General features: G+C 49.2%; 22 protein-coding genes, 1 tRNA gene and 2 pseudogenes. 13 read left to right on the top strand and 12 right to left on the bottom strand.

The window, feature by feature from the left end:
• Window positions 1-25 precede the first annotated feature (25 nt).
• The 3 genes from C1N58_RS15135 to C1N58_RS15145 form a co-directional block, all read right to left on the bottom strand.
• The gene (locus C1N58_RS15135) at window positions 26-946 is read right to left on the bottom strand and encodes a dihydrodipicolinate synthase family protein (protein ID WP_394549961.1); all 921 of its coding nucleotides are present in this window, start codon (window positions 944-946) and stop codon (window positions 26-28) included.
• A gap of 35 nt (window positions 947-981) precedes the next feature.
• Complete coding sequence (locus C1N58_RS15140; RefSeq protein ID WP_394550899.1) at window positions 982-2178, bottom strand: PfkB family carbohydrate kinase; 1197 nt, start codon at window positions 2176-2178, stop codon at window positions 982-984.
• 278 nt (window positions 2179-2456) lie between these two features.
• The gene (locus C1N58_RS15145) at window positions 2457-2672 is read right to left on the bottom strand and encodes a hypothetical protein (RefSeq protein WP_394549962.1); all 216 of its coding nucleotides are present in this window, start codon (window positions 2670-2672) and stop codon (window positions 2457-2459) included.
• Window positions 2673-3389: 717 nt separating this feature from the next.
• Between C1N58_RS15145 and C1N58_RS15150 the strand changes: the two genes are divergently transcribed.
• The 3 genes from C1N58_RS15150 to C1N58_RS15160 all read left to right on the top strand — a co-directional run bounded on the left by C1N58_RS15150 (window position 3390) and on the right by C1N58_RS15160 (window position 6407).
• A complete protein-coding gene (locus C1N58_RS15150; protein ID WP_394549963.1) occupies window positions 3390-4676 on the top strand; it encodes an MFS transporter in 1287 nt (428 codons plus the stop codon).
• Between the two features lie 238 nt (window positions 4677-4914).
• Window positions 4915-5541 carry a LysE family translocator gene (locus C1N58_RS15155; protein ID WP_394549964.1) on the top strand — a complete coding sequence of 209 codons (627 nt, stop codon included), beginning with the start codon at window positions 4915-4917 and terminating at the stop codon, window positions 5539-5541.
• A gap of 383 nt (window positions 5542-5924) precedes the next feature.
• The gene (locus C1N58_RS15160) at window positions 5925-6407 is read left to right on the top strand and encodes a hypothetical protein (protein WP_152998366.1); all 483 of its coding nucleotides are present in this window, start codon (window positions 5925-5927) and stop codon (window positions 6405-6407) included.
• A 108-nt stretch (window positions 6408-6515) separates the two neighbouring features.
• On the opposite strand, the gene C1N58_RS15165 is transcribed toward C1N58_RS15160, so the two are convergent.
• Both C1N58_RS15165 and C1N58_RS15170 read right to left on the bottom strand, forming a co-directional pair.
• On the bottom strand, window positions 6516-6923 hold the full coding sequence (locus C1N58_RS15165) for an MFS transporter (protein WP_394551562.1): 408 nt from the start codon (window positions 6921-6923) through the stop codon (window positions 6516-6518).
• Window positions 6924-6925: 2 nt separating this feature from the next.
• On the bottom strand, window positions 6926-7240 hold the full coding sequence (locus tag C1N58_RS15170; protein ID WP_394551564.1) for a hypothetical protein: 315 nt from the start codon (window positions 7238-7240) through the stop codon (window positions 6926-6928).
• Between the two features lie 970 nt (window positions 7241-8210).
• On the opposite strand from C1N58_RS15170, the gene C1N58_RS15175 reads away from it, so the two are divergent.
• Together C1N58_RS15175 and C1N58_RS15180 are read left to right on the top strand one after the other, a co-directional pair.
• Entirely contained in the window at window positions 8211-8537 is a 327-nt protein-coding gene (locus C1N58_RS15175) for a SymE family type I addiction module toxin (RefSeq protein WP_394551566.1), read from the top strand.
• A gap of 76 nt (window positions 8538-8613) precedes the next feature.
• Window positions 8614-9411 carry a phosphotransferase family protein gene (locus tag C1N58_RS15180; protein WP_394551568.1) on the top strand — a complete coding sequence of 266 codons (798 nt, stop codon included), beginning with the start codon at window positions 8614-8616 and terminating at the stop codon, window positions 9409-9411.
• Window positions 9412-10200: 789 nt separating this feature from the next.
• Here C1N58_RS15180 and C1N58_RS15185 read toward each other — a convergent pair.
• Both C1N58_RS15185 and C1N58_RS15190 read right to left on the bottom strand, forming a co-directional pair.
• Window positions 10201-10578: a putative T6SS immunity periplasmic lipoprotein gene (locus C1N58_RS15185; RefSeq protein ID WP_394564301.1), complete on the bottom strand. Its 378-nt coding sequence runs from the start codon at window positions 10576-10578 to the stop codon at window positions 10201-10203.
• Between the two features lie 5 nt (window positions 10579-10583).
• Window positions 10584-11123, bottom strand: coding sequence for a type IV secretion protein Rhs (locus C1N58_RS15190; protein ID WP_210451692.1), 540 nt, complete (start codon window positions 11121-11123; stop codon window positions 10584-10586).
• 567 nt (window positions 11124-11690) lie between these two features.
• Between C1N58_RS15190 and C1N58_RS15195 the strand changes: the two genes are divergently transcribed.
• The 8 genes from C1N58_RS15195 (at window position 11691) to C1N58_RS15230 (ending at window position 22955) form a co-directional block, all read left to right on the top strand.
• Window positions 11691-12524: a TerY-P anti-phage system-associated VWA domain-containing protein gene (locus tag C1N58_RS15195; RefSeq protein ID WP_394564302.1), complete on the top strand. Its 834-nt coding sequence runs from the start codon at window positions 11691-11693 to the stop codon at window positions 12522-12524.
• A gap of 7 nt (window positions 12525-12531) precedes the next feature.
• A complete protein-coding gene (locus tag C1N58_RS15200) occupies window positions 12532-13251 on the top strand; it encodes a TerY-P anti-phage system serine/threonine phosphatase (RefSeq protein ID WP_394564303.1) in 720 nt (239 codons plus the stop codon).
• Window positions 13252-13264: 13 nt separating this feature from the next.
• On the top strand, window positions 13265-14950 hold the full coding sequence (locus C1N58_RS15205) for a TerY-P anti-phage system serine/threonine kinase (RefSeq protein WP_394564304.1): 1686 nt from the start codon (window positions 13265-13267) through the stop codon (window positions 14948-14950).
• 146 nt (window positions 14951-15096) lie between these two features.
• Window positions 15097-16806, top strand: a complete 1710-nt coding sequence (locus C1N58_RS15210; protein ID WP_394564305.1) for a class I SAM-dependent DNA methyltransferase — start codon at window positions 15097-15099, stop codon at window positions 16804-16806.
• The gene (locus C1N58_RS15215) at window positions 16796-18139 is read left to right on the top strand and encodes a restriction endonuclease subunit S (RefSeq protein ID WP_394564306.1); all 1344 of its coding nucleotides are present in this window, start codon (window positions 16796-16798) and stop codon (window positions 18137-18139) included. The genes C1N58_RS15210 and C1N58_RS15215 overlap by 11 nt, the downstream gene beginning before the upstream one ends.
• Window positions 18132-19307 (top strand): DUF4268 domain-containing protein, encoded by a 1176-nt coding sequence (locus C1N58_RS15220; RefSeq protein ID WP_394551009.1) that lies wholly within the window; start codon window positions 18132-18134, stop codon window positions 19305-19307. Before C1N58_RS15215 ends, C1N58_RS15220 begins: the two co-directional genes overlap by 8 nt.
• Window positions 19307-22438 (top strand): type I restriction endonuclease subunit R, encoded by a 3132-nt coding sequence (locus C1N58_RS15225; RefSeq protein ID WP_394551011.1) that lies wholly within the window; start codon window positions 19307-19309, stop codon window positions 22436-22438. Before C1N58_RS15220 ends, C1N58_RS15225 begins: the two co-directional genes overlap by 1 nt.
• A 244-nt stretch (window positions 22439-22682) precedes the next feature.
• Entirely contained in the window at window positions 22683-22955 is a 273-nt protein-coding gene (locus C1N58_RS15230; protein ID WP_394564307.1) for a type I restriction-modification system subunit M N-terminal domain-containing protein, read from the top strand.
• A 9-nt stretch (window positions 22956-22964) separates the two neighbouring features.
• Here C1N58_RS15230 and C1N58_RS15235 read toward each other — a convergent pair.
• The 5 genes and pseudogenes from C1N58_RS15235 to C1N58_RS15255 all read right to left on the bottom strand — a co-directional run bounded on the left by C1N58_RS15235 (window position 22965) and on the right by C1N58_RS15255 (window position 26465).
• A protein-coding gene (locus tag C1N58_RS15235; protein ID WP_394551013.1) for an IS3 family transposase occupies window positions 22965-24085 on the bottom strand; the annotation gives its coding sequence in 2 pieces (ribosomal slippage) (window positions 22965-23827 and window positions 23827-24085; 1122 coding nt in all).
• 58 nt (window positions 24086-24143) lie between these two features.
• Window positions 24144-24470: pseudogene (locus C1N58_RS15240) on the bottom strand (tyrosine-type recombinase/integrase); the annotation flags it as partial.
• Window positions 24471-24478: 8 nt separating this feature from the next.
• Window positions 24479-25647 (bottom strand): IS3 family transposase gene (locus C1N58_RS15245; RefSeq protein WP_394551015.1). Its coding sequence is split into 2 segments (ribosomal slippage): window positions 24479-25398 and window positions 25398-25647, totalling 1170 coding nucleotides; the frame shifts between segments, so codons are not numbered across the junction.
• A 45-nt stretch (window positions 25648-25692) separates the two neighbouring features.
• A pseudogene (locus C1N58_RS15250) lies at window positions 25693-26181 on the bottom strand (tyrosine-type recombinase/integrase); the annotation flags it as partial.
• A 199-nt stretch (window positions 26182-26380) separates the two neighbouring features.
• Window positions 26381-26465 (bottom strand) — tRNA-Leu (locus C1N58_RS15255).
• Window positions 26466-26489: the final 24 nt, after the last annotated feature.

A 26489-nucleotide genomic window follows, 5' to 3' on the forward strand; every position in this document is an offset into this window, starting at 1 on the left:
GCGCAAGGACAGACGATGTCCTTTTTTAGCCAAGACGTTGCTGCCACAGCGTGCTGCCATCACGAATCTGATCGAGCAGCACATTGAGGCCCCAGAATTTCTCCAGCACGTTGTCCCCGTTTACCCGGCAGTGCTCACTGCCGAACGTCCCCAGACGCTGGTGATAAATTTTGGCGTTTTTGGGATAGCCCAGCGTTTCGGTGACCGCACTGAGTGACAGGAACAGCGACAGCTCGTGCGCGTTTTCAGGCTGCTGTGCGCCCTGGTGATAGAGCCAGCTGTACAGACCGGGATGAAAGTTAGTGAACACACCGCTGAACCCCCGCGAGCCCGCCTGCATGGCGGGCCAGGCAATAGCCGCATTCGCGTTGATCACCGCCAACGGCGTGCCCTCTGCCAGCGCGACACGACGCGCAACCGTCGGCAGATCGCAGCTCACGTCTTTCAGCACCACAAAGCGTCCGCTGTTGGCACAAAAACGGAATTCGTCATCGCTGAGCAAGCGGCGATACGGCGCCGGGCACTCGTACAGCCCTAAAGGCAGATCGGCAGGTAGCGCATCCAGCAGCGGATGCAAGTGATCATAAAACGCCTGCTCACCCTGGTTCTGAGGATCCAGGTGGTTGGTCACCAGGACCAGCGCATCAATGCCCGTCTGCGCCATCGCCTGCAGTTCCTGGATCTGTTCGTCCAGTCCGTCACTGATGTGCCCGGAGGCAATCACCGGCACGCAGCCCCTAACCTGTTCCATAACGAAACGCGCCAGCGCCACGCGCTCATCCAGACTGAGATACTGCATCTCACTGGACTGACACACTGCGAACAGCGCGTCCACGCCCTGCGACAGATACCAGTTAATCAGCCGTGTCAGGCCAGGGTAATCGATGTGATTATCCGGCGTGAAAGGGGTTAACATGACGGGCACAATCCCTTCGATCTTTTTCATGGTTTCTCCTGCAAGCGCGCACGCGCCAGGTTGGGTTATCGTTGGTTGAGTCGGGTCACGACCTGATGCCGGGCGGGCATATTGCTTGCGCCCTCCCGTTCTACAGCCAGTGATGCAAAAGCCGAGGCCCAGGTAGCGGCCTGCAGTAAAGGCTGTCCCTGTGCCAGTGCAGCGGCCAGCGCCCCGTTAAAGGCATCGCCTGCGCCGGTGGTATCTACGCTCAGCGCCGGAAAGGCCGGGATAACATGAAACTGCCCCTCATCAAGCAGCAGCGCGCCGCGCGCTCCCATCGTGATAATCACCCGCCAGGCACCCTGCGCCACAATCGCCTGTGCGGCCTTGCGTGCGCTGTCCATGTCACGGATATCTATGCCCGACAGGCGTGACGCTTCCGTTTCATTCGGCGTGAGGACATCGATCAGAGGAAGACAACTGACGACGTCTGCTGAAAACGGCGCGGGATTCATGATGATGCGCACGCCCAACGCATGTGCCAGGCGGATGGCACTCTGTGTGGCCGGGAAGTTATTTTCCAGTTGCAGCAACATGACCTGCGCATCGGCGAGTTCGTGGGTCATTTCCGCGATTTCCGCATCCGTTAACGTGGTGTTCGCCCCGGAATAGATCGCAATCATGTTCTCGCCATTGTCCTGTGAGACATAAATGATGGCGCTCCCCGTGGGTTCGGTATCGGTCTGGTATAAACGAAAAGAGTGAATGCCTGATGAAGCGAGGTGATTGAAGGCAAACTGGCTGAACGAGTCGGTGCCGACTTTGGCAACGAAATGAACGCGAGCCCCGGCACAACTGGCGGCCATCGCCTGGTTGGCCCCTTTGCCGCCCGGCCCCAGGGTGCTGCCCTGCGCCATCAGCGATTCACCGCTTTGAGGGAAACGCGCGACTTTCGCCACGATATCGACATTAAATGCCCCGAGGATACAGACCTTGCCCTGCCTGCTCGCCGTTTTTACCGTGGTTTTGCGCGCCGCTAACCGCTGCAACAGGACGTCAAAGTGGCTGCTTTCGCTGATCAGTTTTTCCTGCAAATTGCGACGACGCGCAATGGCCCCGCCATAGCAGCGCTGCACCAGCCCCTGTTCTGCCAGCGCGCGCAGATCGGTGCGAATGGTTTCACGCGTTACATTCAAGTGGTTCGCCAGCCCATTGACCGTGACGCGTTCATGTTCGTCCAGCCATTGCAAAATCTGATTGCGTCGCTCTTCCAGAAACATCATCGTCCCTCCGCCCTGGGCTTAAAGCCTAAGTGAGCCCACGCCGGATGTAAGTGATGCAGATCTCAGCACTTTGGGAAAAACGGAAGCAAACAGAAGTGAAGTGGGGATCTCAGCGATACAGGCCGTGCGGACGTGAGAGATCGGTAAAGCCGAAAAGCGGCGAAGGTTTATGTCACGAGACAGGACTGGGAGGGCATTTTGAGGATTCGTGCAAGGGGGATTAAGGCGTCTCTCCTTTCAACCCACGTTTGAGGATTTCGGTGAGGCAGGACAGGTTAGCGTCGGCGTTTTGGGCATCCCAGCATAGCCAGCGAAGCCAGAATAAACGACAGCGCGAACTTCACAGCATTAAGCGTAAAGGAATAGCTGTCTATCGCCTCTTTGCCATTGCCTGCCAGCGTGATGTGGCTCATCAGTAAGGTGTGGATCCAGCTATCCGGCACCAAAATAAACACCGCCAACAACACAATCAGGAATACCGCAATTTTCATCTCACCCCACACTGACTGAAATCTGGCGTCCCCCTTACGGTAAGACGGTCCTGAGCCCGACACGTTAAAAATCATACTGGAAACCCCTGCTGGTTCAAGCGCTGCCTTGACAGGATTCGTCTTATAACGCCAGGCGGAGTGACTACGCTGTTTTATCCTCTCGCCCCTCCCCGTTATAACGGTTTTGTATATTTTCATTCACTCTTAGTGAAAATAAAGCCCTGTTTAATGAATACGTGAATGCGCCAGTACAGCTGATATCCCCGCTGTTCATCGACATTCATTAACAGGACGTCTTACGTATTGCCGTTATTTTGAAAGCGGCATGAATAACAATCCGCCCTCATTATTCAACGTCTCCTGCTTAAAATTCGACGACACGGGAGAACACAAAACACATTTTTATTATTACGTTTTACATCGTATTTTCCCTTTATCATTTCAGCGCAAATTAATTCCATATTTCTTAGCAAATTTAAATTTTTAACGCATCCTGTTGATTCTGCCACCGCCATTCCAGATAACCCGCTCACATTATTCACAGATCCTTATTCAGAAAACATTAATCATTGGGTTTGCTCACATCTTCACCTCGCCCTTTTGATAGAGAATCGCGCACCGACTGAGACGGGAGAAATGTTATTTTCATGCTTTTATTACGCCTTCACCTTATTCATCTTACGAAACCATTCTGGGACGGTTAAAACGGGATTGCTTATGAAAACGATCAAGCATTACAGATGGCATATGATTTTCCTGGTGTGCTTTATTACGATCATTAATTACCTCGATCGCACCGCATTGGGTGTGGCTGCGCCCACCATCATGAAAGAACTGGATATCAGTAAGGAGCACTATTCCTGGGTGGTCAGTGCTTTTCAGTTGGCGTATACGATTGGCCAGCCCATCATGGGCTATTTTATTGACACCATTGGCCTGAAACTGGGCTTTTTTCTCTGTGCCATGATTTGGGGCCTGGCGACGCTGGCGCATTCCCTGATGGGCTCCTGGCAGGGCCTGGCGGCGGTGCGCGCGATTATGGGCTTCAGTGAGGCCTCGGCGATTCCGGCTGGCGTCAAAACCGCCTCCACCTGGTTTCCGGCGAAGGAGCGCGGCATTGCCACTGGCGTATTTAATATGGGCACGTCGTTCGGGGCGATGCTGGCACCGCCGCTGATTGCCTGGTGCATCCTGTTTCACAGCTGGCAGTTTGCGTTCATTGTGGCAGGCATACTGGCGATTCTGGCAGCCTTCGTGTGGCTCTTCTTTTATAAAGATCCCAAAGAGGCCAAACGACTGTCGGCAGAGGAACGCGCCTATATTGAACGCGGGCAGGAAAAACACCTTCATGTCACGAAAAAAGCAAAGACCTCGGTTATTCATATCTTAAAGCAGCGTAATTTCTGGGGCATCGGCATCTCACGGTTTCTGGCCGATCCGGCTTGGGGCACCATTAACTTCTGGGTACCGATCTTCTTTGTTGAAACCCTGCACTTCAGCCTGAAAGAGATTGCGATGTTCGTCTGGCTGCCCTTCCTGATGGCTGATTTGGGTTGTCTGGCCAGCGGCTTTGTTGCGAAGTTCCTGAACGATCGCGGCACCAGCCTGATTAATTCCCGCCGTATTACCTTTACGATTGGCGCGATTCTGATGACCACTATCGGCCTGGTCAGCATCGTTGAAAACCCTTATGTGGCCGTATTGCTGATCAGCATCGGCGGCTTCTCCCACCAGTTGCTTTCGACTGTAGCCGCCACCCTGGGTGCCGATCTGTTCAGAAAAAACGAGGTGGCCACCGCGGTCGGTATGGCGGGTGCCTGCGCCTGGTCCGGTCAGTTGATCTTTAACCTGTTTATTGGCGCCTTCGTCAGCCTTATCGGCTTTGGTCCGTTCTTCGTTGCGCTGGCGGTGTTTGACCTTATTGGTGCGGCGGCACTGTGGATATTGATTCGGGAGCGTAAGGAGGTCGATGAAGGAGAGGCCGGGCTGGCGGCATCGCATTAAAACTTCTTTTGTATTGCTGAAGGCACGCTGCATCGCGTGCCGCTTCTCACTTCTCCTGATCGCAGAGAATACTGCATCCATCCCGTGAAAATGGGCTTCAAAAAACTGATTAGACTATGGAAAATGCCCTCACCCTGTACAGAGAGATTAAGACGTGCGAACGACAACAGATATTAGTGGCCCGGGCGAATTACAAAAGTTATGTTAATACATTCTCTTCTCAGGTCAGGGATGCGATATGTGGGATATGTCTTCATTTTTAGCTGCTTTACTGGTTTACACCATTGGCACCGCCTCGCCCGGACCGGGCAATCTGTCCATCGCGAATGCAGCCATGAATGATGGCCGTCAGGCCGGACTGGTGCTGGCAACCGGCGTTATCTCCGGCTCCCTGTGCTGGGGCCTGTTAACCGCCTTTGGCATCTCTGCGATTTTGGTCTCCTTCCACGGTTTTATCGTCTGGCTAAAACTGCTCGGCGCGGCCTATTTGCTCTGGCTGGCGTCAAAAGCCCTGCGCAGTGCCTTTCGCCCTGGCGACCTTGCGGCACGTCCCGCCCGTTCTCACACGCGTTTACGCGGCTACTATCTGCAAGGCCTGGGGTTGCACCTTACGAATCCTAAAGCCGCCCTGACCTGGTTCACCGTCACCAGCGTAGGCCTGACCCGCAGCGCCCCACAGTGGCAGAGCTATGTTCTGGTTGCCACCTGCGCACTGACCGGGGTGATGATATTTAGCCTGTATGCGCTGATTTTTGCTTCGCAAACGGCGGAGACGTATCTCAATCGGGCGCGGCGCAGTTTTGATGTCATTTGTGCGGGGTTTTATGCGTTGGTGGCGGTGGGGTTTTTGGTGTCGCTGAGGTGAAATCAATTACGTGCCGTCACAAACCGTCTTAACACTTTAATAGGAATGATTTAGATAGATATAAAGCAGAATTTACGTGCGACTCAAATCAGGTTTAACGCTTTGATTAAAGAGTGGTATGGGGAAACAATTTAATGCCAATGCGCTGTTGACCTTTAAAGTGAAACGGATTGCCCTGGTGATATAAAACGTTAAGACACGCTTTCTTGTCGACAAAAAATCAGGAATCCATGGCAGACCGTCACTGCAGGTTGTCATTAAGGATGGAGCCTTTAGTCTGCCATTGGAAAAAGAGCGTCCCCCATTCGCATTGAGAATGCGTTGCCTTGCTGCACGCAATACGATGTGATGAATTCTGAAAAAATCGGAAATGACTGATAAAAATGGAATCTGACGATTCTATACCTTACCCTCAAGCATTAATATTTTTTAATGTTAATGGAGTAGTAACTGTGTTTAGTAAAGATCATCGCCTCGAAATGCACATCGATAATGGCATGTTTAACGGGAAAACGGTTTACATCCATTACACATCTAAGGAAGGATTTGATGCGATAAAAAGTCAGAGAAAAATCTCATCGAATCCAAATCCTGACCGCAGAGGGACTAAGGCCAAAAGTGGGGTTTATCTGACCTACGCTAAAGATGCTATGAACGGCAGGGATGCTCACGTCTCATTGTTTCTCGGCGCGGAGCGCTATGTTTTGAGTGCTATGTATTGTATCGTTTTTATTTTCAATAGCCCTCGTCATCTTGAAACTCACCCTATTTCTTCTACAAGCCCAGTAACAGAGGTTATTTCATTGCAAGATATCCATTTTCATCAGATAAACATCATCTACGATGGTCAAAATCCTTTTATCTGATTTACACAATATCTGCCTACGATTGGCAGTGGGCAATATAATACCGGGATGGCGGGAGGAAACATCTGTGATGTCGTTTATTAGCACATCTCCCTTCCCTTAACTGTATCACTTTTGCCACATGAACCCGCCTACTATCATCAACGGAAGACCATGAAAGATGATAATAAGCAGCTCAGGATCAAGCCATACATAATACAGGGTAACTATGAGCATGCCCACACCAAAGCCCGTCATCTGCAACAAGGTCATCAGGCTAAAGACCGGCAGTCTCAGCGTGTCCGGTTCGCGCTGAATAGGTGAAATCAGACACACATCCGCAATGCCATCACTCATGGCCGCCACAATGATGAACGCTAGCGCCAGATTCAATGCTGTCTGCTGAAAGGTGGCAATAAAGCCCAGAGACATCAGAGCCGCACCGATAAAGAACAGCCTCTCGATACCTGGCCCCAGGTGATGACGTGATAAAGAGCTGACCAGCCGCGTACCTAAAAATTTACCGCTTGCCCACACGGTCAGCCGCGCTGAGCGCTTCTGAAACGCCAGGCTTTGTAAGTGACAACAGGTGGCTGGGAGAATGCTGCAACGGCAGCGCCACAGGCCAGACCGAGAGCACCCGGGATAACCGATTGGGCTGATCCAAAAACAAGCAGGATAAAGAACACGACCAGGCAAAATGTCACGGCGACAGCAGCAATAATAAAGCGCCGGGCCAGGTCGTTAATCGCTTCGCCCAGTGTATCGCCAGAGCGTTGTGACATGTTTTTTATTCTGCCCAGCTCACGTAACGTGAAACCGGCCTGCATAAGGGTTTCTTCGCTGACTTTCAATTTTTATCCTGACGTTAAGAACGTTACGGGTCTGTATACCAGATTATCAAGAACACGGCGACACAGGGGGATAAAGTAATAACGGAGCCTTACTGCATCTTCGTAATCATCAACAGACTTCACATTTGCAAAGCATTCTGCGTAATTACAGGATTATTCGAAAGGATTTCAATATCAGGCGACGAGCCTATCTCTCTTGCTGTCCATCTGGCTTCAGCTATTTGGCTGCGGGTCGGATAATAAAGGTTTAATAACCATTTCGATGATTTCATCTATTTAAAAAGGCAGATGCGTTTTTCACTGCAAATATCACGCTGGACAACATATTCCGGCATGCAGGCAATCCCAGCCCCTGAAAGCACCGATTTTCGTAACGGCGTACGGTCACAGACCGCAAGCGATTTGGGAATGTTGAAAAAGTGACATTCGTTAGTGATCTCATAAGCCCAGTCATTGCTGCCGGTCAGCAAGCTGGCATCAGTAAGTATTGCGGTGAGGCAACGGTCACGAACGGCTCGGCGATAAGATTACGCTTCACCAGCGGAAGCGCCTGATCCTGTGGCTAGCTAAGGCGTTAACAGTGCCGATGTGGAAATTGTTATGGCGATCCCAGGAGAGTGCGAGTGGCTGATAAAGGATTTCGGGGTCAGGGTTTGGTGACGCGGTGAAAGTCCCGGAGGCGGTTTAGGCCAGGGCAACAGGACAACGGATTGACGCTGAGGACGCGTGAAATGGTCGGGTATTTCCCTCTTCTTTTCGCCATTATCAGAATTCAGATCTGCCACTAAAAATGATGGATTACGTTGCGATTTGCGTGAAATTTCTGCGTATGTTTTCGCAGTTTGCTATTTTCTCTCTCGCTGCGTTTTCGCCTGCCTGATTAAATGTTCCGGTCATTTAGCGCGATACGAATGTGTTGCCCCACATCCGCATCGCTGATCACAATCACTATTTACGAGGAATAGTAATCATGACTGCCTTTGATTGTATTTCAGGCCACACTGAACCTAAAGCACCAAACTATACGCAGCGCTATGCGACCGTGGGTTATGTGACCCGCACTCCAAATTATCGCCGCGTTCCAGCGATTACGCTGAAGGGCTGCTGGCTAAAAGAAGCGGGTTTTCCGATTGGTGTGCAACTGGATGTGAAGGTCACCTGGTGCCAGATTATTATCAGCTTTAAACCCAGGGATGTGATAAACGGGACGCGGGTGGGATCGATTAAGGATCTGGCTTCGCTGTCCGTGCAGCAGAGAAAGCAGGTGATGAAGGCGATTGGGCTGACTGAGTGGTAAGAGGTTGAGGGGGCTTGCTCCTGCGGAGGTGGGAGCAGGCTGTATTCGTTACGCTTAGAGTAAATGCAGAGTTACTATGTCCAACGCCGATTTAGCCCAAATGGGCATTGCACGCGTAAAACGCCTTGCGGATAAAGATGGTAAGCCCTGCGCAATTGAAAAAGCGCCGGTAAGCGAGGTGGAATATGCTTTCTACTGCGATGCCGCTCCCCTTCAGGCTCAGCATGGCATTCTGACGCCCGTTGTGAAATCAGCCTGCTACGAACAACGAAAGCTCATACTCGAATATATTCCTGAACCCATCCAACAAGACGCTGTTACGGACAATACATTCCTGTCCGTTCTTGCACGATTACATTCTGTACCGCCTGATCCCTCATGGACGTTCAGCACACATCGGTGGGACGAGGCAGCACTGGAAGGCTGCCTCGATCTGCTTCGCCTGCCTGCTGAGTCGGAACGGCAGTTTCGGGTAATGCAGAAGCACAGCAATGTGCTTTTTGAACCGCATTGCGTGATCTCCGGTGATACCAATGCAGGTAACTGGGGAAAGAGAAAAAATGGCGAACTGGTGCTGTTCGACTGGGAACGCTTTGGCCTGGGTAGCCCGGCGATAGATTTAGCGCCTTTGATCAAAGGGATGGGCAGAGAAGAGGATTATCGGGCGATAGCGCGACGCTATTGTCAGTTGAATAGCAGGTTTAATGCGGATGTGCTGGCGAAAGAGATAGCCCTTGCTAAAGCGTGGATTGTGAATGAGGTGGTGGTGATATTGAGTGAGCGGAGGAAGCCGGAACTGGCGAAATATTTGGGATGGTACGGGGAGGTGCTGCCTGAGTGGTTGGCATCATTGAGAACAGGCAAAAAATATTAGAGTCCTTAAAATATTATACTTTAAGTCAAAATGTGAACTTATCGATTAAGCTCAGTACACCGCCAAAAGAAATTAGGAACACAAAACATCCAAAGCTTAATAAAAAAATATTAAAGAAAGGAATCATCCACCGCATCAATTCGACATTACTCTCATCAACAAACTGATATGCCTCACTGTTTTTATCCAAGAAAAATATACTTTTATTTCTTTTAAGTCTGATAAAGAAATATGCCATCGTGACAGCACCAAAGAAGCCAATCATACTGCTGTAAAGATATGGTGCAGGAAGCGTATATTTTTTCTGAAAAAGACTAATAATCTCATAATATTTTCTTCTGTTTATTGCGTAGAGAAGGACAGACAGGATGAGGCCCACATTGGCAAGCATTATGATAACAAGAATAAATATTTTCATTTCAATATAAAGCTAAAATATTCAAACAAGACATCCTTCTCCTATTCAACCAGCATACTTAAAAACCAGCGATGCCATAAAGATAACATCATTTTATTGCCCGAAAATCAAGGTACAGTCAGAACCTTTGCCCTTACGACTTATAAATATCTGATTTAATAAACAAACGAGATGGCTCTGATGGCTTGGTCTTCAACACTTAGTTTAGTGCTACTATCATTCGCAGTCGGGAACGTAACCAGTTTCTCCACTGATACCACCCTCGACTCCGCGCCTTGCATAGCCCATTTAGGCACATATTTTATCGATATCGATTTGTACAAAGGTACCTATGGTCTTATACGCATATGCGCGCTTGTAAGATCATCGTGTTAAAAGATCTTGATGACGCCTTTGTCGATTTGAGTTGAAAACTCAGCCGTTACCAAATGCGATTGTGATTTCTGATTCATGACGTCATAAGCGATTGAATATCTCTCACCCGGTGAAAATGTAAATCCAAATAGTGGCAGGCATTCCCCTTTAGCTACATAAACAGGTTTATCGTCAAAAACTTTATGAAGCGTATCGTCTTTATCCCCGTTTATTTGAATGGCAGTAATTCTTTCCTCTGCTTTCAGTGGCGACACTACACAAACTTGATTATCTTTGATAATCGCTGAGGTTAACTCTCGCTCAGCCATTCTGTCTCCTGGTCCAGGGCATCCGGCTAAAATAAATACTGAAGCCAATAATACTTTACTATTCATGGTTATCATCCTTTTCCCGTAACGATTTTCTGATAAAGCGACGATACATCCTGAATCCTGTCGTTTCCCCTGTACATCCCCATTCGCCCTTGTCTTTGGTAATAGCGCCATTTATCAGGGCCATATACCAGTAACAACCAGTAATCAGCTAAAATGGATGCTTGTTGTTCAAGAGAGTAATCAGTGAGCTTATTTTTATCAAGTTTATAGGTATATTCAGCAGCCCAGCTAAAAGCGCCACGCAGTCTGACCCACTGCCCGTTTTGATGCTGCCAGACGTGTCCAAGCTCATGGATAAAAACGTATTTATCTTCAATAAAAACAGCGTTTGAAGAGAAATCCTCTTTATACATTGGTTTTCTGTACCATAACTCTCCATTTGGCGTCATAGCATAGTTTTGCTTTTGCAAACCAAACGGTAAATAGCTGTCACAATGAATCCAGACGCGATTATAGGCTATTGAATCACCAAAAATCCGGCGAGCCATTGCAATCTCACCTAACGTCATACGGCGTTGTGTCCCTTCTTCAGCTTGTGTGCTCATAATCAACCCTCCTTATGCATCAGCTCATCAATGATAGCGAGTCGTCCAATTCCCATCACGCCTTAGATTTGGCTTGATCTAATAGTTTTAGGCAGTTTGATGAAAAATAACATACTTTACTTCAATTTTTTGCAACAAGTATTTTACTTTGAATGGTTCAGGATTTTGCGCCCAGCCCATAATCGTGATGAAAATATGACTAACATCCTAGTATATTCATCAGCAGGGAATAGGTCACTCCGCCTACTCTCTTGCCAAACTACGATACAAAACTGGCAATGCTGCTGGTGCCGTATCTGTTAGAATGGCGAAAAGGTATGTCCGCAATGTGCGGACTGGATATACGCCATTACTTGTAGCGATCAATAAGCAGGCTGGATCATTTGATAAAATCTAACTATTAAAATCCTAATAATCAGCACGGTATGTTAATCCTCCCCTAAAGAGCATGGCTTAGTGTGATTTTAGTCAAGACCCAACTAAAAATTTAAACTGTTGTTCGGGCATTTCTCGCAATTGTCTAACAAATTGATATGATGGAAATAATCTTTAAGAGGAAAAAGACATATGGCATACGAAGCTCAGATCAGCCGTACTAATCCAGCAGCATTTCTTTTCGTCGTCGATCAGTCTGGTTCAATGTCAGACAAAATGTCCTCCGGTCGAAGTAAGGCTGAGTTTGTCGCCGATGCGCTTAATCGAACTTTAATGAACCTAATCACTCGCTGTACTAAATCGGAAGGTGTACGTGACTATTTCGAAATTGGTGTTTTAGGTTATGGCGGTCAAGGGGTTTCTAATGGCTTCTCTGGTCCACTTGGTGGACAAGTCCTCAATCCAATTTCGGCTCTCGAACAAAATCCAGCCAGAGTAGAAGATCGCAAACGGAAGATGGATGATGGAGCTGGCGGAATCATCGAGACAGCAATTAAGTTTCCAGTATGGTTCGATGCTATTGCTAATGGTGGCACGCCTATGCGTGAAGCCCTGACCAGAGCCGCCGAAGAGTTGGTGACTTGGTGTGATGCCCATCCGGATTGCTATCCTCCGACTATCCTGCATGTAACTGACGGCGAATCAAACGACGGTGATCCGGAAGAGATTGCCAATCATCTACGACAAATTAGCACCAATGACGGTGAAGTTCTGGTTCTTAACATCCATGTCAGTTCCCTCGGAAATGATCCTATCAGATTCCCCTCCTCTGACGCAGGTTTACCGGATGCCTACGCTAAGCTGCTCTTCCGTATGTCCAGCCCTCTTCCGGAACATCTGGTGCATTTCGCACAGGAAAAAGGTCATACGGTCGGAATCGAATCTCGTGGATTCATGTTCAATGCTGAGGCTGCCGAACTCGTCGATTTCTTCGACATCGGAACCCGCGCTTCTCAGCTGCGTTGATTCAGTAATGAAACTGGAGTTCTTAGGGACAGTTCCAAAAGATCCTGTATACCCTGAGGCGAATGAAGATAAATTTGCCTTCTCCGAAGATGAGAGAAGGCTGGCTCTATGTGATGGTGCGAGCGAGTCCTTCAACTCCAAGTTATGGGCTGATCTTCTTGCTCGTAAATTTATTGCAGATCCGAAAGTAAATCCTGAATGGGTAGCATCTACTGTAGCGGAATATTCTGCCTCGCATGACTTCCCTTCTATGTCTTGGTCACAGCAATCGGCATTCGAAAGAGGCAGTTTTGCGACACTAATAGGTGTAGAGGAATTTGAAGACCATCAGGCGGTAGAGATTATTGCTATTGGAGATAGCATCACCATGCTGGTTGATTGCGGGAAACTCATTTGCGCATGGCCTTTCGATAATCCAGATAAATTTAATGAGCGGCCAACACTCCTTGCTACGTTGTCCGCTCATAACGATTTCGTCGGTGGAAGCACTTTCTGGACACGGCATGGGAAAACTTTTTACCTTGAAAAACTCACCCAACCCAAACTCCTCTGTATGACAGATGCCCTCGGCGAATGGGCACTGAAACAAGCGCTGGCAGAGGATTCTGGTTTTATCGAATTACTTTCGCTGCAAACTGAGGAACAGCTTGCAGAGTTAGTACTGAGAGAGCGCGCAGCAAAACGTATGCATATCGACGACTCAACGCTGCTTGTACTATCGTTTTAACGCGGAAAGAAAGATGCCTTACCCATCTCTTGAACAATACAACCAAGCGTTTCAGCTACATAGTGAGCTGCTAATCGATCCTGAATTGAAATCTGGCTCTGTTGCCACGACAGGGTTGGGTCTACCCCTAGCCATCAGCGGTGGCTTTGCACTGACCTATACGATCAAATCAGGCGTTAAGAAATACGCCGTTCGTTGTTTTCATAGAGAGTCAAAGGCTTTAGAACGCCGTTATGAGGCTATCTCGAGGAAAATTTCTAGCCTTCGCTCCCCCTATTTTCTCGACTTCCAGTTTCAGCCCCAAGGGATCATAGTCGAAGGAATATCTTACCCTATTGTCAAAATGGCATGGGCCAAGGGAGAGACACTTGGAGAATTCCTAGAGGTCAACAGGCGTTCTGCGCAAGCAATAGCGAAACTATCTGCATCGATTGAATCACTTGCTGCCTACCTTGAAAAAGAAAAAATAGCACATGGTGATTTCCAGACCGGAAACCTGATGGTTTCCGACGGAGGTGCAACCGTCCAGTTAATCGACTATGACGGAATGTTCGTTGATGAGATTAAGACATTAGGAAGCTCGGAGCTGGGGCATGTCAATTTTCAGCATCCCCGCCGTAAAGCAACGAATCCGTTCAATCACACTCTGGACCGTTTCTCACTTATTACGCTCTGGCTAGCTCTTAAAACCTTGCAAATCGATCCGTCCATTTGGGATAAATCAAATTCGGAACTGGATGCAATCATTTTTCGAGCTAATGACTTTGTAGACCCCAGTTCATCTTCCATCTTAGGGATGCTATCGCGCATTCAACAGCTTTCCCCCTATGTAAAGAATTTTGCCGCAGTCTGCACTTCAGCGATGGAAAAAACGCCTTCCCTTGATGACTTCATTGCTGGTAGAAACATTCCTGTATCTTTGGCAACTATTAGTATAAATGGGAATATACCAAGCAGCAGACTGAAACCTGGTTACATTGGTGCTTACACCGTCCTGTCAGCCATGGATTACAATTCTTGCCTTCAGCGAGTTGGTGATAAAGTTGAAGTCATCGGTAAAGTTATTGATGTCAAACTTAGTTATGCCCGAAATGGAAAACCATATATCTTTGTCAATTTTGGTGATTGGCGCGGTAATATATTCAAAATATCAATATGGAACGAAGGCATTAGCGCTTTGCCTTCAAAACCTGATGCCTCATGGATCGGGAAATGGATTAGTGTAATCGGTCTTATGGAACCGCCCTACGTCAGTGGAAAATACAAATATTCACATATATCAATAACAGTTACGACCATCGGGCAAATGACCGTTCTTTCAGAAACAGATGCCCGCTGGCGCCTTGCTGGACCAAACGATAGTCGACAAATATCAACTTATACTAACAGCAATCAGGAAGCCTTGGAGCGCATTAAGGGTAAGAGCATCACTTCAACTCCTAAGCCTGTGAGCACTAACGCCACAACTGCAAACCAGGCAATCCTCAACAAGTTACGGGCTTCTACACAAACTGTAGCACCAGCAAAACCGCAAACTCAGCATGTAGTACCTAATAAATCATCAACGCATTATGTAGCACCGACGAGAACATCTGCTTCGCAGCCAGTTCAAAATATTCCGAGCCCTGCTAGCACCTCAAAGCAGCAAACCTCTCAAAAAAATATAATTACAAAGATTTTGAAATGGCTTTTTGGATGATTGGTACTTGTAAAGAACAAGCGCAATTTCAGTGGCTGTATCGCTTGCGCTTGAGGTGCCTGCGGGTATGATCTTGCAACATACACAACTAAAACGAATTCGTGGCAGCACTTTTAGCCTGCCCCTGTGTTTTCCCGAGGATTTTCATGAACAACGCCGAACAACAGTTCCTGAACGAACTGGATAACAAATTCTGGAAGGCCGCCGATAAACTGCGCGCCAACATGGATGCCGCCAATTACAAGCATGTCGTGCTAGGCCTTATTTTCCTGAAGTATGTGTCCGATGCCTTCGAGGCGCGCCAGCAAGAGCTGATGACGTTATTTCGTGATGTCGGCAACCCGGACAACATCTACGCGATGTCACACGACAATTACAGCAGTGACGAAGAGTACGCCCAGGCGCTGCTGGATGAGCTTGAAGTAGAAGATTACTACACCGAGAAAAACGTCTTCTGGGTGCCGAAAGCGGCGCGCTGGGAAACGCTGAAAAACAAAGCTATGCTGCCAACCGGCACCGTGCTGTGGGTGGATGAAACCACCGGAAAGGATGTGATACTGCGCTCCGTCTCCTGGCTGGTGGACAACGCGCTGGATGAAATTGAAAAAACCAACCCGAAACTGAAAGGCATTCTCAACCGTATCAGCCAGTATCAATTGGGCAACGAGGTGTTGACCGGGCTGATTAACACTTTCTCTGACGCCAACTTCAGCAACCCGGAATACAAGAGCGAGAAACTAAACCTTAAGAGCAAGGATATTCTCGGCCACGTTTACGAATATTTCCTCGGGCAATTCGCACTGGCAGAAGGTAAACAGGGCGGCCAGTATTACACGCCAAAAAGCATCGTGACCCTGATTGTCGAAATGCTGCAGCCCTATAACGGCCGCGTGTATGACCCGGCGATGGGCTCCGGCGGGTTCTTTGTGTCCAGCGATCGTTTTATTGAAGAACATGCGGGCGAGAAGCATTACAACGCTGCTGAACAAAAGCAGAAGATCTCCGTCTACGGCCAGGAATCTAACCCGACCACCTGGCGTCTGGCAGCCATGAACATGGCGATCCGGGGCATCGACTTTAACTTCGGCACCAAAAATGCCGACACTTTACTCGACGATCAGCACCCGGATCTGCGTGCCGACTTTGTAATGGCTAACCCGCCGTTCAACATGAAGGAGTGGTGGAACGCGAAGCTGGAAAACGACGTGCGCTGGAAGTACGGCACGCCGCCGCAGGGCAACGCCAACTTCGCGTGGATGCAGCACATGATCCACCACCTGGCACCGAAAGGCTCGATGGCGCTGCTGCTGGCTAACGGCTCGATGAGTTCCAATACTAATAACGAAGGTGAAATCCGCCGTAACCTGATCGAAGCCGATCTGGTGGAGTGCATGGTGGCGCTACCGGGTCAGCTCTTTACCAACACCCAAATCCCGGCCTGTATCTGGTTCCTGACCAAAGACAAATCTGGCGGTAACGGCAAAGCGCACCGTAAAGGTGAAGTCCTGTTCATTGATGCCCGTAAGATTGGCTTTATGAAAGACCGCGTGCTGCGTGATTTCACCCGCGAGGATATCGCGAATATTGCTGACACCTTCCATAAATGGCAGGCGGATAAAGACTACGAAGACGAAGCCGGATTCTGCTTTTCGGCAACGCTGGAAGACATTCAGAAAAATGACTTTGTGCTGACCCCAGGACGCTACGTCGGTGCTGCCGAGCAGGATGAAGACGATGAATCCTTTGCTGAGAAGATGGCGCGACTGACGGCACAGCTGAAAGAACAGCTGGAAGAGAGTGCGAAGCTGGAAGCGCAGATTAAGGCGAATCTGGGGGGGCTGGGTTATGGGTTTTGAGTGGATTAATATTACATTAGGGGATTTTTTAAACCTTAAACGTGGTTACGATTTGCCAAAAGCAAAACGTAAAGATGGTGATGTTCCTATCATTTCGTCCTCTGGCTACTCTGGTGTTCATGATATATCAATGGCCAAAGGACCTGGGGTGGTGACTGGTCGATATGGTACGATTGGTGAGGTTTTTTATATTCCTAAGGATTTTTGGCCACTAAACACAACACTTTATGTCGAGGATTTTAAAGGGAACTCACCACTTTTTTCTTATTATTTACTACAGACAATTGATTTTCACGCTTACAGTGATAAAGCTGCTGTTCCTGGCATCAATAGAAATCATGTCCATATGGCAAATGTTAGAGTGCCTAATACTATTGTTGCTCAGGAAAAAATTGCATCAATCTTAAAAAGCCTTGAAGATAAAATAACTTCCAATAAAAAAATCAACCAAACCCTAGAGCAAATGGCGCAAGCCCTGTTCAAAAGCTGGTTTGTCGATTTTGAACCGGTAAAAGCCAAAATGGCAGTGCTGGAAGCGGGTGGTTCGCAGGAAGACGCTACGCTTGCGGCTATGGCAGCAATTTCCGGGAAAGGCACTGATGCGTTGGCGGTTTTTGAGCGTGAACAACCTGAACAATATGCCGAATTAAAAGCCACGGCAGAGCTGTTTCCTTCTGAGATGCAGGATAGTGAGTTGGGGGAGATTCCGGAAGGTTGGGAACTATCGTCGTTATCAGAAAAAATTAAATTAATTGGGGGAGGGACACCTAAACGTTCAGAGCCAGAATTTTGGAATGGCGACATTTGTTGGTACTCAGTGAAGGATGCTCCTGCAGATAGTGATGTTTTCGTTATTAAAACCACAGAGAAGATAACGAAAAAAGGGCTGGATAAAAGCTCGGCAAAATTACTTCCTATTGGCACAACAATAATTTCTGCAAGAGGGACTGTAGGGAAATTAGCGTTAACGGCCATTGAAATGACAATGAACCAATCCTGTTATGCAATATCTGGTGGTGAGTTTTCTGGCCCGCTGCTGACCTATTTGAAAGTTAAACAGTGTGTGGATGTACTAAAACGAAATACCCACGGTGCAGTGTTTGATACCATTACAAAATCTACTTTTGATACCGTAGTTACACTCACAGCTTCTAAAATCGTAAATCACCGATTTGAGAAAATCGTTACCCCTTTGTTCAGTGATATTGAAAATAATCTAAGAACAAATGCCAGCTTAACCCAACTCCGCGACACCCTTCTCCCTAAACTCCTCTCGGGCGAAATCACTCTGCCGGAAGCCGAGCAGGCGGTCAGCGAGGCGGAAAATGTATAAAGTCGATAAGCCCACCAACAGCCTGCACTCTTTGCAGGAAGTGTCGTTCAGCAGCCTCGGCTTTCGCGAGCGCGACCATCTGCAGGAGTGGCTGGCGAAGAATCCCCAAGCGCTGACCCGCGATAACGACGACGAACTGCTGATTATCCAGAAAGAGTTCGCCAGTTTTGACGACACCAAAGAACGCCTCGATCTGCTGGCACTCGATAAAAAAGGCAATCTGGTGATCATCGAGAACAAGCTTGATGACTCCGGGCGCGACGTGGTCTGGCAGGCGCTGAAATACGCAGGCTACTGTGCCAATTTGCGTCAGGAAAGCGTGGTTGAGATCTTCCAGCTCTATCTGGATCAGCACGAGCCCAACGAGAACCGCCAGGCGGCGGACGTCATCGCCGAATTTATGGGTTGGGAAAGCCTCAAAGAAGGGGTGCTCAACCGTAAAGGCACCCAGCGGGTTATCATGGTTGCGGCCAATTTCCGCAAAGAGGTCACCAATACCGCGCTGTGGCTGATGCAGTTTGGTATCCGGGTTCAGTGCTTTAAAGTCACGCCTTATCGTTTCGGTGAAGACGTGTTCGTTGATATCCGCCAGGTGATCCCGACGCCGGAAGCGGAGTCGTACATGATCGGTATGGCGCAAAAAGAGGCGGAAGAACAGTCCACCTCCAGCAGTAGCGAACTGCAGCAACGCCATTATCTGCGCCGCGAGTTCTGGACGATGACGCTGGAAAAATTCCGTGCCAGTCCCTGTTCACTGTTTAACAACCGCGCTCCCTCAACCGATCACTGGCTGGCTGCCGGATCGGGTGTCAGCGGCGTGCCGTTTGAGCTGATCTTTTCCCAGAAAGATGCTCGCGTGCAGCTCAATATTTCGCGTGGGGATGCGCTGGAAAACACCTGGTTATTTGAGCGCCTGCAGGAACGTAAAGCGCAAATTGAATCGCTGTTTGGCGAGCCGCTCGACTGGCGACTACTGCCGGAGCGAAAAAGCTGCCAGATCGTCTGTTCAAAGGCGTTTGACGGCGGCAATAAAGAGATCTGGCCTGCCATTATCGACTGGATGATGGATAGCATGAACCGTCTGGAAAAAGCGATTCGCCCGAGCCTGCTGGAGCTGGCGATGGAACTGAAACAGAGCGGGATGATTACCGAGGGAGAGGAAGAGTAATGCTGAGCGAAGACGATTTAGAACAGCAATGCCTGAAATGGTTTGCTGAACAGGACTGGGAAGTGCTGCACGGGCCCGATATCGCGCCGGATGGCAACAACCCGCTGCGTGCTTCATTTCATGATGTGTTTCTGCGCCCGGTGATGCTGGAACAGCTACAAACCATCAATCCTCATCTTCCTGTTGCCGTGCTCGAAGAGGTGATACTGCGTATCGCCCATGCGCAAAGCCCGGATCTGGTCGTCAGCAACAAAGCATTTCACCATTTGTTTCTCGACGGTGTGCCCGTTGAGTACAAGCGTGAAGAGAAAGTCGTTCACGATAAAGCGCTGCTGATAGATTTTAACCATCCAGCCAATAACCGCTTTATGGTGGTGAACCAGGTTGCCATTCAGGGCACAAAGCAGGTGCGGCGCCCGGATGTGATTGGCTATATCAACGGCCTGCCAGTTGCGGTGATTGAATTGAAAAGCCCGATTGATGTTAATGCCGATATCTGGGCTGCGTTTAATCAGTTGCAGACCTATAAAAACGAACTCAGCGATCTGTTTATCTGCAACGAAGCGCTGGTGGTGAGCGACGGGCAGAATGCGCGTATCGGCTCGCTGACCGCTGATGAAGAGCGTTTTCTGCCGTGGAAAACGGTGGCTAACGAAGATGATAAACCACAGTTTGACTGGCAGTTAAAAACCGTCGTTCAGGGCTTTTTTAACCGGGAACTTTTGCTCGACTATATTCGTTACTTTATTTTGTTCGAGAATGACGGCAAAAGACTCATCAAGAAAATAGCCGCCTATCATCAGTTTCACGCGGTGCGCGAAGCCGTCGCGGCCACGATTGTGGCCTCTACCGGTAAACACTTGCCGCTGCGCAGTAACATTACCCCCGGCAGTAAAAAAGCGGGTGTTGTGTGGCACACCCAGGGCTCCGGCAAAAGTATCTCTATGTGCTGCTACGCCGGAAAACTGCTGCAACAGGCGGAGATGAACAACCCGACCATTGTGGTGGTGACGGATCGTAACGATCTCGATGGGCAGTTATACGCCACCTTCTGCCAGGCACAGGATTTATTAAAGCAGACACCATTGCAGGCCAACGATCGCGATGAATTGCGCGAGCTGCTTAATGCTCGTGAATCAGGCGGCATCATCTTTACCACCGTGCAGAAGTTTGCGCCGCTGGATGGTGAGCAGAGTCATCCGGCGCTCAACTTGCGCGGCAACATCGTGGTGATTTCCGATGAAGCACACCGCAGCCAGTATGGCCTGAGTGCCACGCTGGACCGCGAAACGGGCATCTATAAATACGGCTACGCCAAACACATGCGCGACGCGCTGCCGAATGCCTCGTTTATGGGGTTTACTGGTACGCCGATTGCGTCTGAAGATAAAGATACCCGCGCCGTGTTCGGTGATTACGTCTCTATCTACGACATTCAGGATGCAGTCGATGATGGCGCCACGGTGCCGATTTATTACGAATCCCGGCTGGCAAAACTCGACCTGAACCATGAGGAGCTGGAAACGCTCTCCGATCAGGTGGATGAACTGGTGGAAGATGAAGAGACAGGGCAGCAAGAGAAAACGAAAGGTGACTGGAGCCGTCTGGAAAAGCTGGTAGGTTCAGAGCCTCGCATCAAGCAGGTCGCCGCCGATCTGGTTCAGCACTTTGAAACGCGCAATGCGGCCATGAACGGTAAAGCGATGATTGTCGCCATGAGCCGTGATATTTGCGTCAAACTTTATGATGCCATTGTGGCGATCCGCCCGGACTGGCACAGCACTGATGTCGAACAAGGTGCTATCAAAGTCATCATGACGGGCTCGGCATCCGATAAAGACCATCTTCAGCCGCACATATATAACAAGCAGACTAAAAAGCGGCTCGAAGCCCGTTTTAAGGATTTGAACGATCCGCTGAAGCTGGTGATTGTCCGCGATATGTGGCTAACCGGTTTTGATGCGCCCTGCTGCCACACCATGTACATCGACAAACCGATGCGCGGCCATAACCTGATGCAGGCCATTGCGCGTGTTAACCGCGTATTCCGCGATAAGCCCGGCGGGCTGGTGGTGGATTACATCGGCATTGCCAACGAGCTGAAGCAGGCTCTGAAAACATATACTGATTCGAAAGGGAAAGGGCAGACCACGGTGGATGCGCGGGAAGCCTTTGCCATTCTGTTGGAAAAAATCGATGTTATTCACGGGATGTTTGCGCCGTCAGCAGGAAAACCCGGCTTTAGCTACGAGGGCTTTTCTCGCGATCCATTAGCGTTTTTACGCGATGCCGTTAACTACATTCTGGAGCTGGATGACGGTAAAAAACGCTACCTTGATGTCTCACTGGCAATGACTAAAGCGTGGTCGCTTTGTAATACGCTGGATGAAGCGAAACCACTGCAAGAAGAGTTCGCCTTTCTTTCTGCAATCCGTGTCGCGCTTCTAAAACTGAATCCGGCAGCAAAGTTTAGCCAGTCAGAGAAAAACTCCCTCTTGAGCAAGATCCTCGATAACGCCGTTGTCGCTACAGGCGTTGAAGATGTTTTTGCTCTGGCCGGGTTGGACAAGCCAAACATAGGGTTGCTGTCCGATGAGTTCCTGGAAGAGGTGCGGGAAATGCCGCAACGTAATCTGGCGGTAGAGTTGCTGGAAAAACTGCTCAATGACGGCATTCATGCTCGCTCCGGTAATAACGTGGTGCAGCAGAAGAAATATTCTGACCGCCTGAAAGCCGTGCTGCTCAAATACAATAACCGGGCGATCGAAACTGCACAGGTGATTGAAGAGCTGATCCAGATGGCGAAGGCGTTCCAGGAAGCAATGGCGCGCGATGACGCATTGGGGCTGAACCCGGATGAAATTGCTTTCTACGATGCGTTAGCTGAAAACGAAAGTGCCGTGCGTGAGCTGGGAGATGACATCCTTAAAAAGCTAGCGATTGAAGTGACAGCTCAATTACGAAAATCCACAACTGTTGACTGGCAGGTCCGTGAAAGCGTGCGTGCAAGACTGCGTGTTCTAGTACGCCAAACGCTACGTAAATATAAGTATCCACCGGATAAAACGCCTTACACAGTTGAATTGATACTTAAGCAAGCTGAAGTCGTTTCGAATAGCTGGACAGTCTGAGAGAATGCAGCAAAGCTCAATAACCGAAACACTATGAACTTACTGGAAACAGAAATGATCAAAATAGGTTTCTGGATCGTCTTTCGTTGGAGCTAGATCATGAGCATCTATCGTGTAAAAACAAAGCAAAACTTAAAAAGTAATTTAAAATCAAATCGTTAATCATCTAAAAAGTTAATGTAGCGGTATTGACACCGAAGATGCTTTAATAGGTTCTATGCAAAAAGTCAACCATGAGCACATTATGACTAACAATGATATCGTACAAAAACTCTGGAACCTTTGTGATGTCTTACGTGACGATGGTATTAGTTACAGTGATTATGTGACTGAATTAGTGTTTCTACTATTCATAAAAATGGCTCATGAGAATACTGCAGCCGGCATCATCAAGGAACACCCACTCCCAGCAGGTTGTCGCTGGGAGGATATCGCTGGTAAATCGGGAATAATCCTGCTAAATGATTACAAGCGAATTCTACGATGCTTATCTACAGTGACCTGCCCCCAGTATTAGATACAACCATCAGTTAGTAATGTCGGTTTGTTTACCTTCACATTTTCCATTCCGCCATCGTGCTGCAAACTCTGATGGCGTCTGATAATTTAGTGCTGAATGTGGACGACACTCGTTATAATCCTGCCGCCAGTCATTAATGACTTTCCTGGCGTGAACGATATCGCTGAACCAGTGCTCATTCAGACATTCATCGCGAAAGCGTCCGTTAAAGCTCTCAATAAATCCGTTCTGCGTTGGCTTGCCCGGCTGGATTAAGCGCAACTCAACACCATGCTCAAAAGCCCATTGATCCAGTGCGCGGCAGGTGAACTCCGGCCCCTGGTCAGTTCTTATCGTCGCCGGATAGCCTCGAAACAGCGCAATGCTGTCCAGAATGTGTGTCACCTGCACGCCTGAAATCCCAAAGGCAACAGTGACCGTCAGGCATTCCTTCGTGAAGTCGTCCACACAGGTCAGGCACTTGAGCCTGCGACCGGTGGCGAGCGCGTCCATGACAAAATCCATCGACCAGGTCAGGTTGGGCGCCGCCGGGCGGAGCAGCGGCAGACGTTCTGTTGCCAGCCCTTTACGACGCCGTCTGCGTTTTACGCCCAGCCCTCTCAGATGATAAAGGCGGTACACGCGCTTGTGATTAACATGAAGGCCTTCACGGCGCAGTAACTGCCAGATGCGGCGGTAGCCAAAACGCCTGCGCTCCAGTGCCAGCTCAGTGATGCGCTCTGATAAATGCGCATCAGCCGCCGGACGCAGAGCCTCGTAGCGGCAGGTCGACAGGGACAAACCTGTCAGCCTGCAGGCACGACGTTGCGACAGACCGGTCACATCACACATCAACATCACGGCTTGCCGCTTCTGGTCTGTCGTCAGTACTTTCGCCCCAGAGCCACCTGAAGCGCCTCCTTATCCAGCATGGCTTCGGCAAGCAGCTTCTTGAGCCTGGCGTTCTCTTCCTCAAGCGACTTCAGCCGCTTAACCTCGGGCACCTCCATACCGCCATACTTCTTACGCCAGGTGTAAAAGGTGGCATCGGAAATGGCGTGCTTGCGGCAGAGTTCACGGGCAGAAACCCCGGCTTCAGCTTCGCGGAGGATACTGATGATCTGTTCGTCGGAAAAACGCTTCTTCATGGGGATGTCCTCATGTGGCTTATGAAGACATTACTAACATCGCGGTGTGTTAATCAACGGGGAGCAGGTCACACATTGCCGTATCGAAATCGATCTCAGACCAGCGGGCAAAGCGCAATTCACTGGAACGAATGAAGATTAACAAGGTTAGCTCAACAGCCAAGCGGGTCAAAGGGCGCCCCGTGTAACCGTCAATTCGGTGGAGCAGTTCAGGTAGGCGTTTCAGCTCAAGTGCAGGGCGATGGACACGGTTAGTGGAAGCTACTGCGCCAGCCATTTCTTGGGCTGGGTTGTAATCAATCAAGCCACTTTGGACGGCATACCGCATGATGGCGGTTGTTCGTTGCTGAAGACGCGAAGCAATTTCAAGGCGGCCTGTTGCTTCTGTAGTGGTCAACAAAAACTGGCCACCACTTTAGAGTTTTTCCAGTATCGACTTTCTGATTCGTTTGGTGGCAATCCACCGTTATATTCATGCGGCCTGAACGTGCTGTAATAACCCACGATGTAATCTGTGATCGCATGAGAGGCCTCACTGAAGTTCATGTATCCCGTCACTGAAACCCACTCATTTTTCAGGCTTCGGAAGAACCGCTCCATTGGGCTGTTATCCCAGCAGTTCCCGCGCCGACTCATGCTTTGCCTGATCCGGTATCTCCACAGTAACTGCCGGAACTGCCTGCTCGTATAATGACTGCCTTGATCGCTGTGGAACATCACACCTTCTGGCTTGCCGCGAGTTTCCCACGCTATTTTCAGCGCTTTGATAGTTAGCCTGCTGTCCGGAGAGAACGACATTGCCCAACCCACCGGTTTTCTCGCGAACAGGTCGAGAACAACGGCAAGGTATGCCCAACGTGTTCCGGCCCAGATATAAGTCACGTCGCCGCACCACACCTGATTAGGCGCTGTCACTGCAAACTGCCGCTCAAGATGATTCGGGATGGCGATGTGTTCATGGCCACAGCGCTTATAACGATGAGTCGGTTGTTGACAACTCACAAGTCCCAGTTCTCTCATGAGCGTGCCAGCAAGCCATCGCCCCATCGGCAAGCCTCTCTGCGTTGCCATGGCCGCGATGCTTCTTGCGCCAGCAGAACCATGACTGATGTTATGCAGTTCCAGAACCTTGCTGCGTAATACAGCCCGTCTGCCGTCTGGCTTTTCAGGACGGTTTTTCCAGTATTTGTAGCTGCTGCGATGAACCCCAAACACGTGGCAGAGTGTGGCCACAGGATAATGCGCTCTGAGGTTTCCGATTAACGAGAACTGTTCAGGGAGTCTGACATCAAGAGCGCGGTAGCCTTTTTTAATATTTCATTTTCCATTTCAACACGTTGCAGTTTTTTCTTCAGTTCACGTATTTCGATTTGTTCCGGGGTAATCGGGGAAGCTTTTGGCGTATTGCCCCGGCGTTCATCACGCAACTGTTTTACCCATCGGGTCATTGTGGAGAGACCTACATCCATAGCACTGGCCGCATCAGCAACAGTGTAGTTTTGATCAACAACGAGTTGAGCGGATTCGCGTTTAAATTCTGCGCTGAAAATTCTTTTTTTCATTAAGGCACCTGTCATGTTCTGAGATGAGCATATCACCTCTGTTCAGGTGGCCAAATTTAGTAAACCACTACATTCTACAACTTTAATGGGTGCAAGCAGGTCGCGAGTCTTTAGCTCTTCAATACTACGCTTGCCAATCGCGGCGAATAGATTGTCTTCCAAACTCTTCAATACCCTCCGACTGTGATCCTCTGACCATTTCTTGTTAGTTGCATGCCAAGCTCTGGCAACTGACTCAAAGGTGATAGCTTCTTTCGTCTGTTCTTCTTTCACAGCACGTTTGTATTCGCGAGGATCGATTCCAGCAGCAACAAGCTTTCTGGCCTCTTCCCTTTTTTGACGAGCATCAGCCAGTGACGTTTCAGGGTAAACCCCAAACGCCATCAGGTGCTGCTTACCCCCAAAGCGAAAACGGAACCGCCAATATTTTGAGCCGTTAGGGTGAATAAGCAAAAACATGCCATCCCCATCGACAAGGGTGTACTCCTTTTCCTGCGGTTTTGCAGAACGCACTTTAGTATCTGTCAGAGCCATAAAAGTTCTCCTTCCATGTGCCGCTGTGAGTATACAACCATTATCGAACCAGCATATATACTCGGTTCTATACTCACAAGCGACTTGATGTGGGTTGACTCAGATTGACTTCTATTGAAAGGAAAATCGCGGAAAGCCTTGTGTGGCGCGGATTTCAGGCACAAAAAAAGACGTCCGTTGACGTCTATTGATGTTCCGATGGTGCCGAAGGCCGGACTCGAACCGGCACATCTTTCGATGGTTGATTTTGAATCAACTGCGTCTACCGATTTCGCCACTTCGGCACTGAAGAGGATGCGGAAAACGTT

The sequence above is a fragment of the Pantoea sp. SGAir0180 genome (assembly GCF_043546245.1).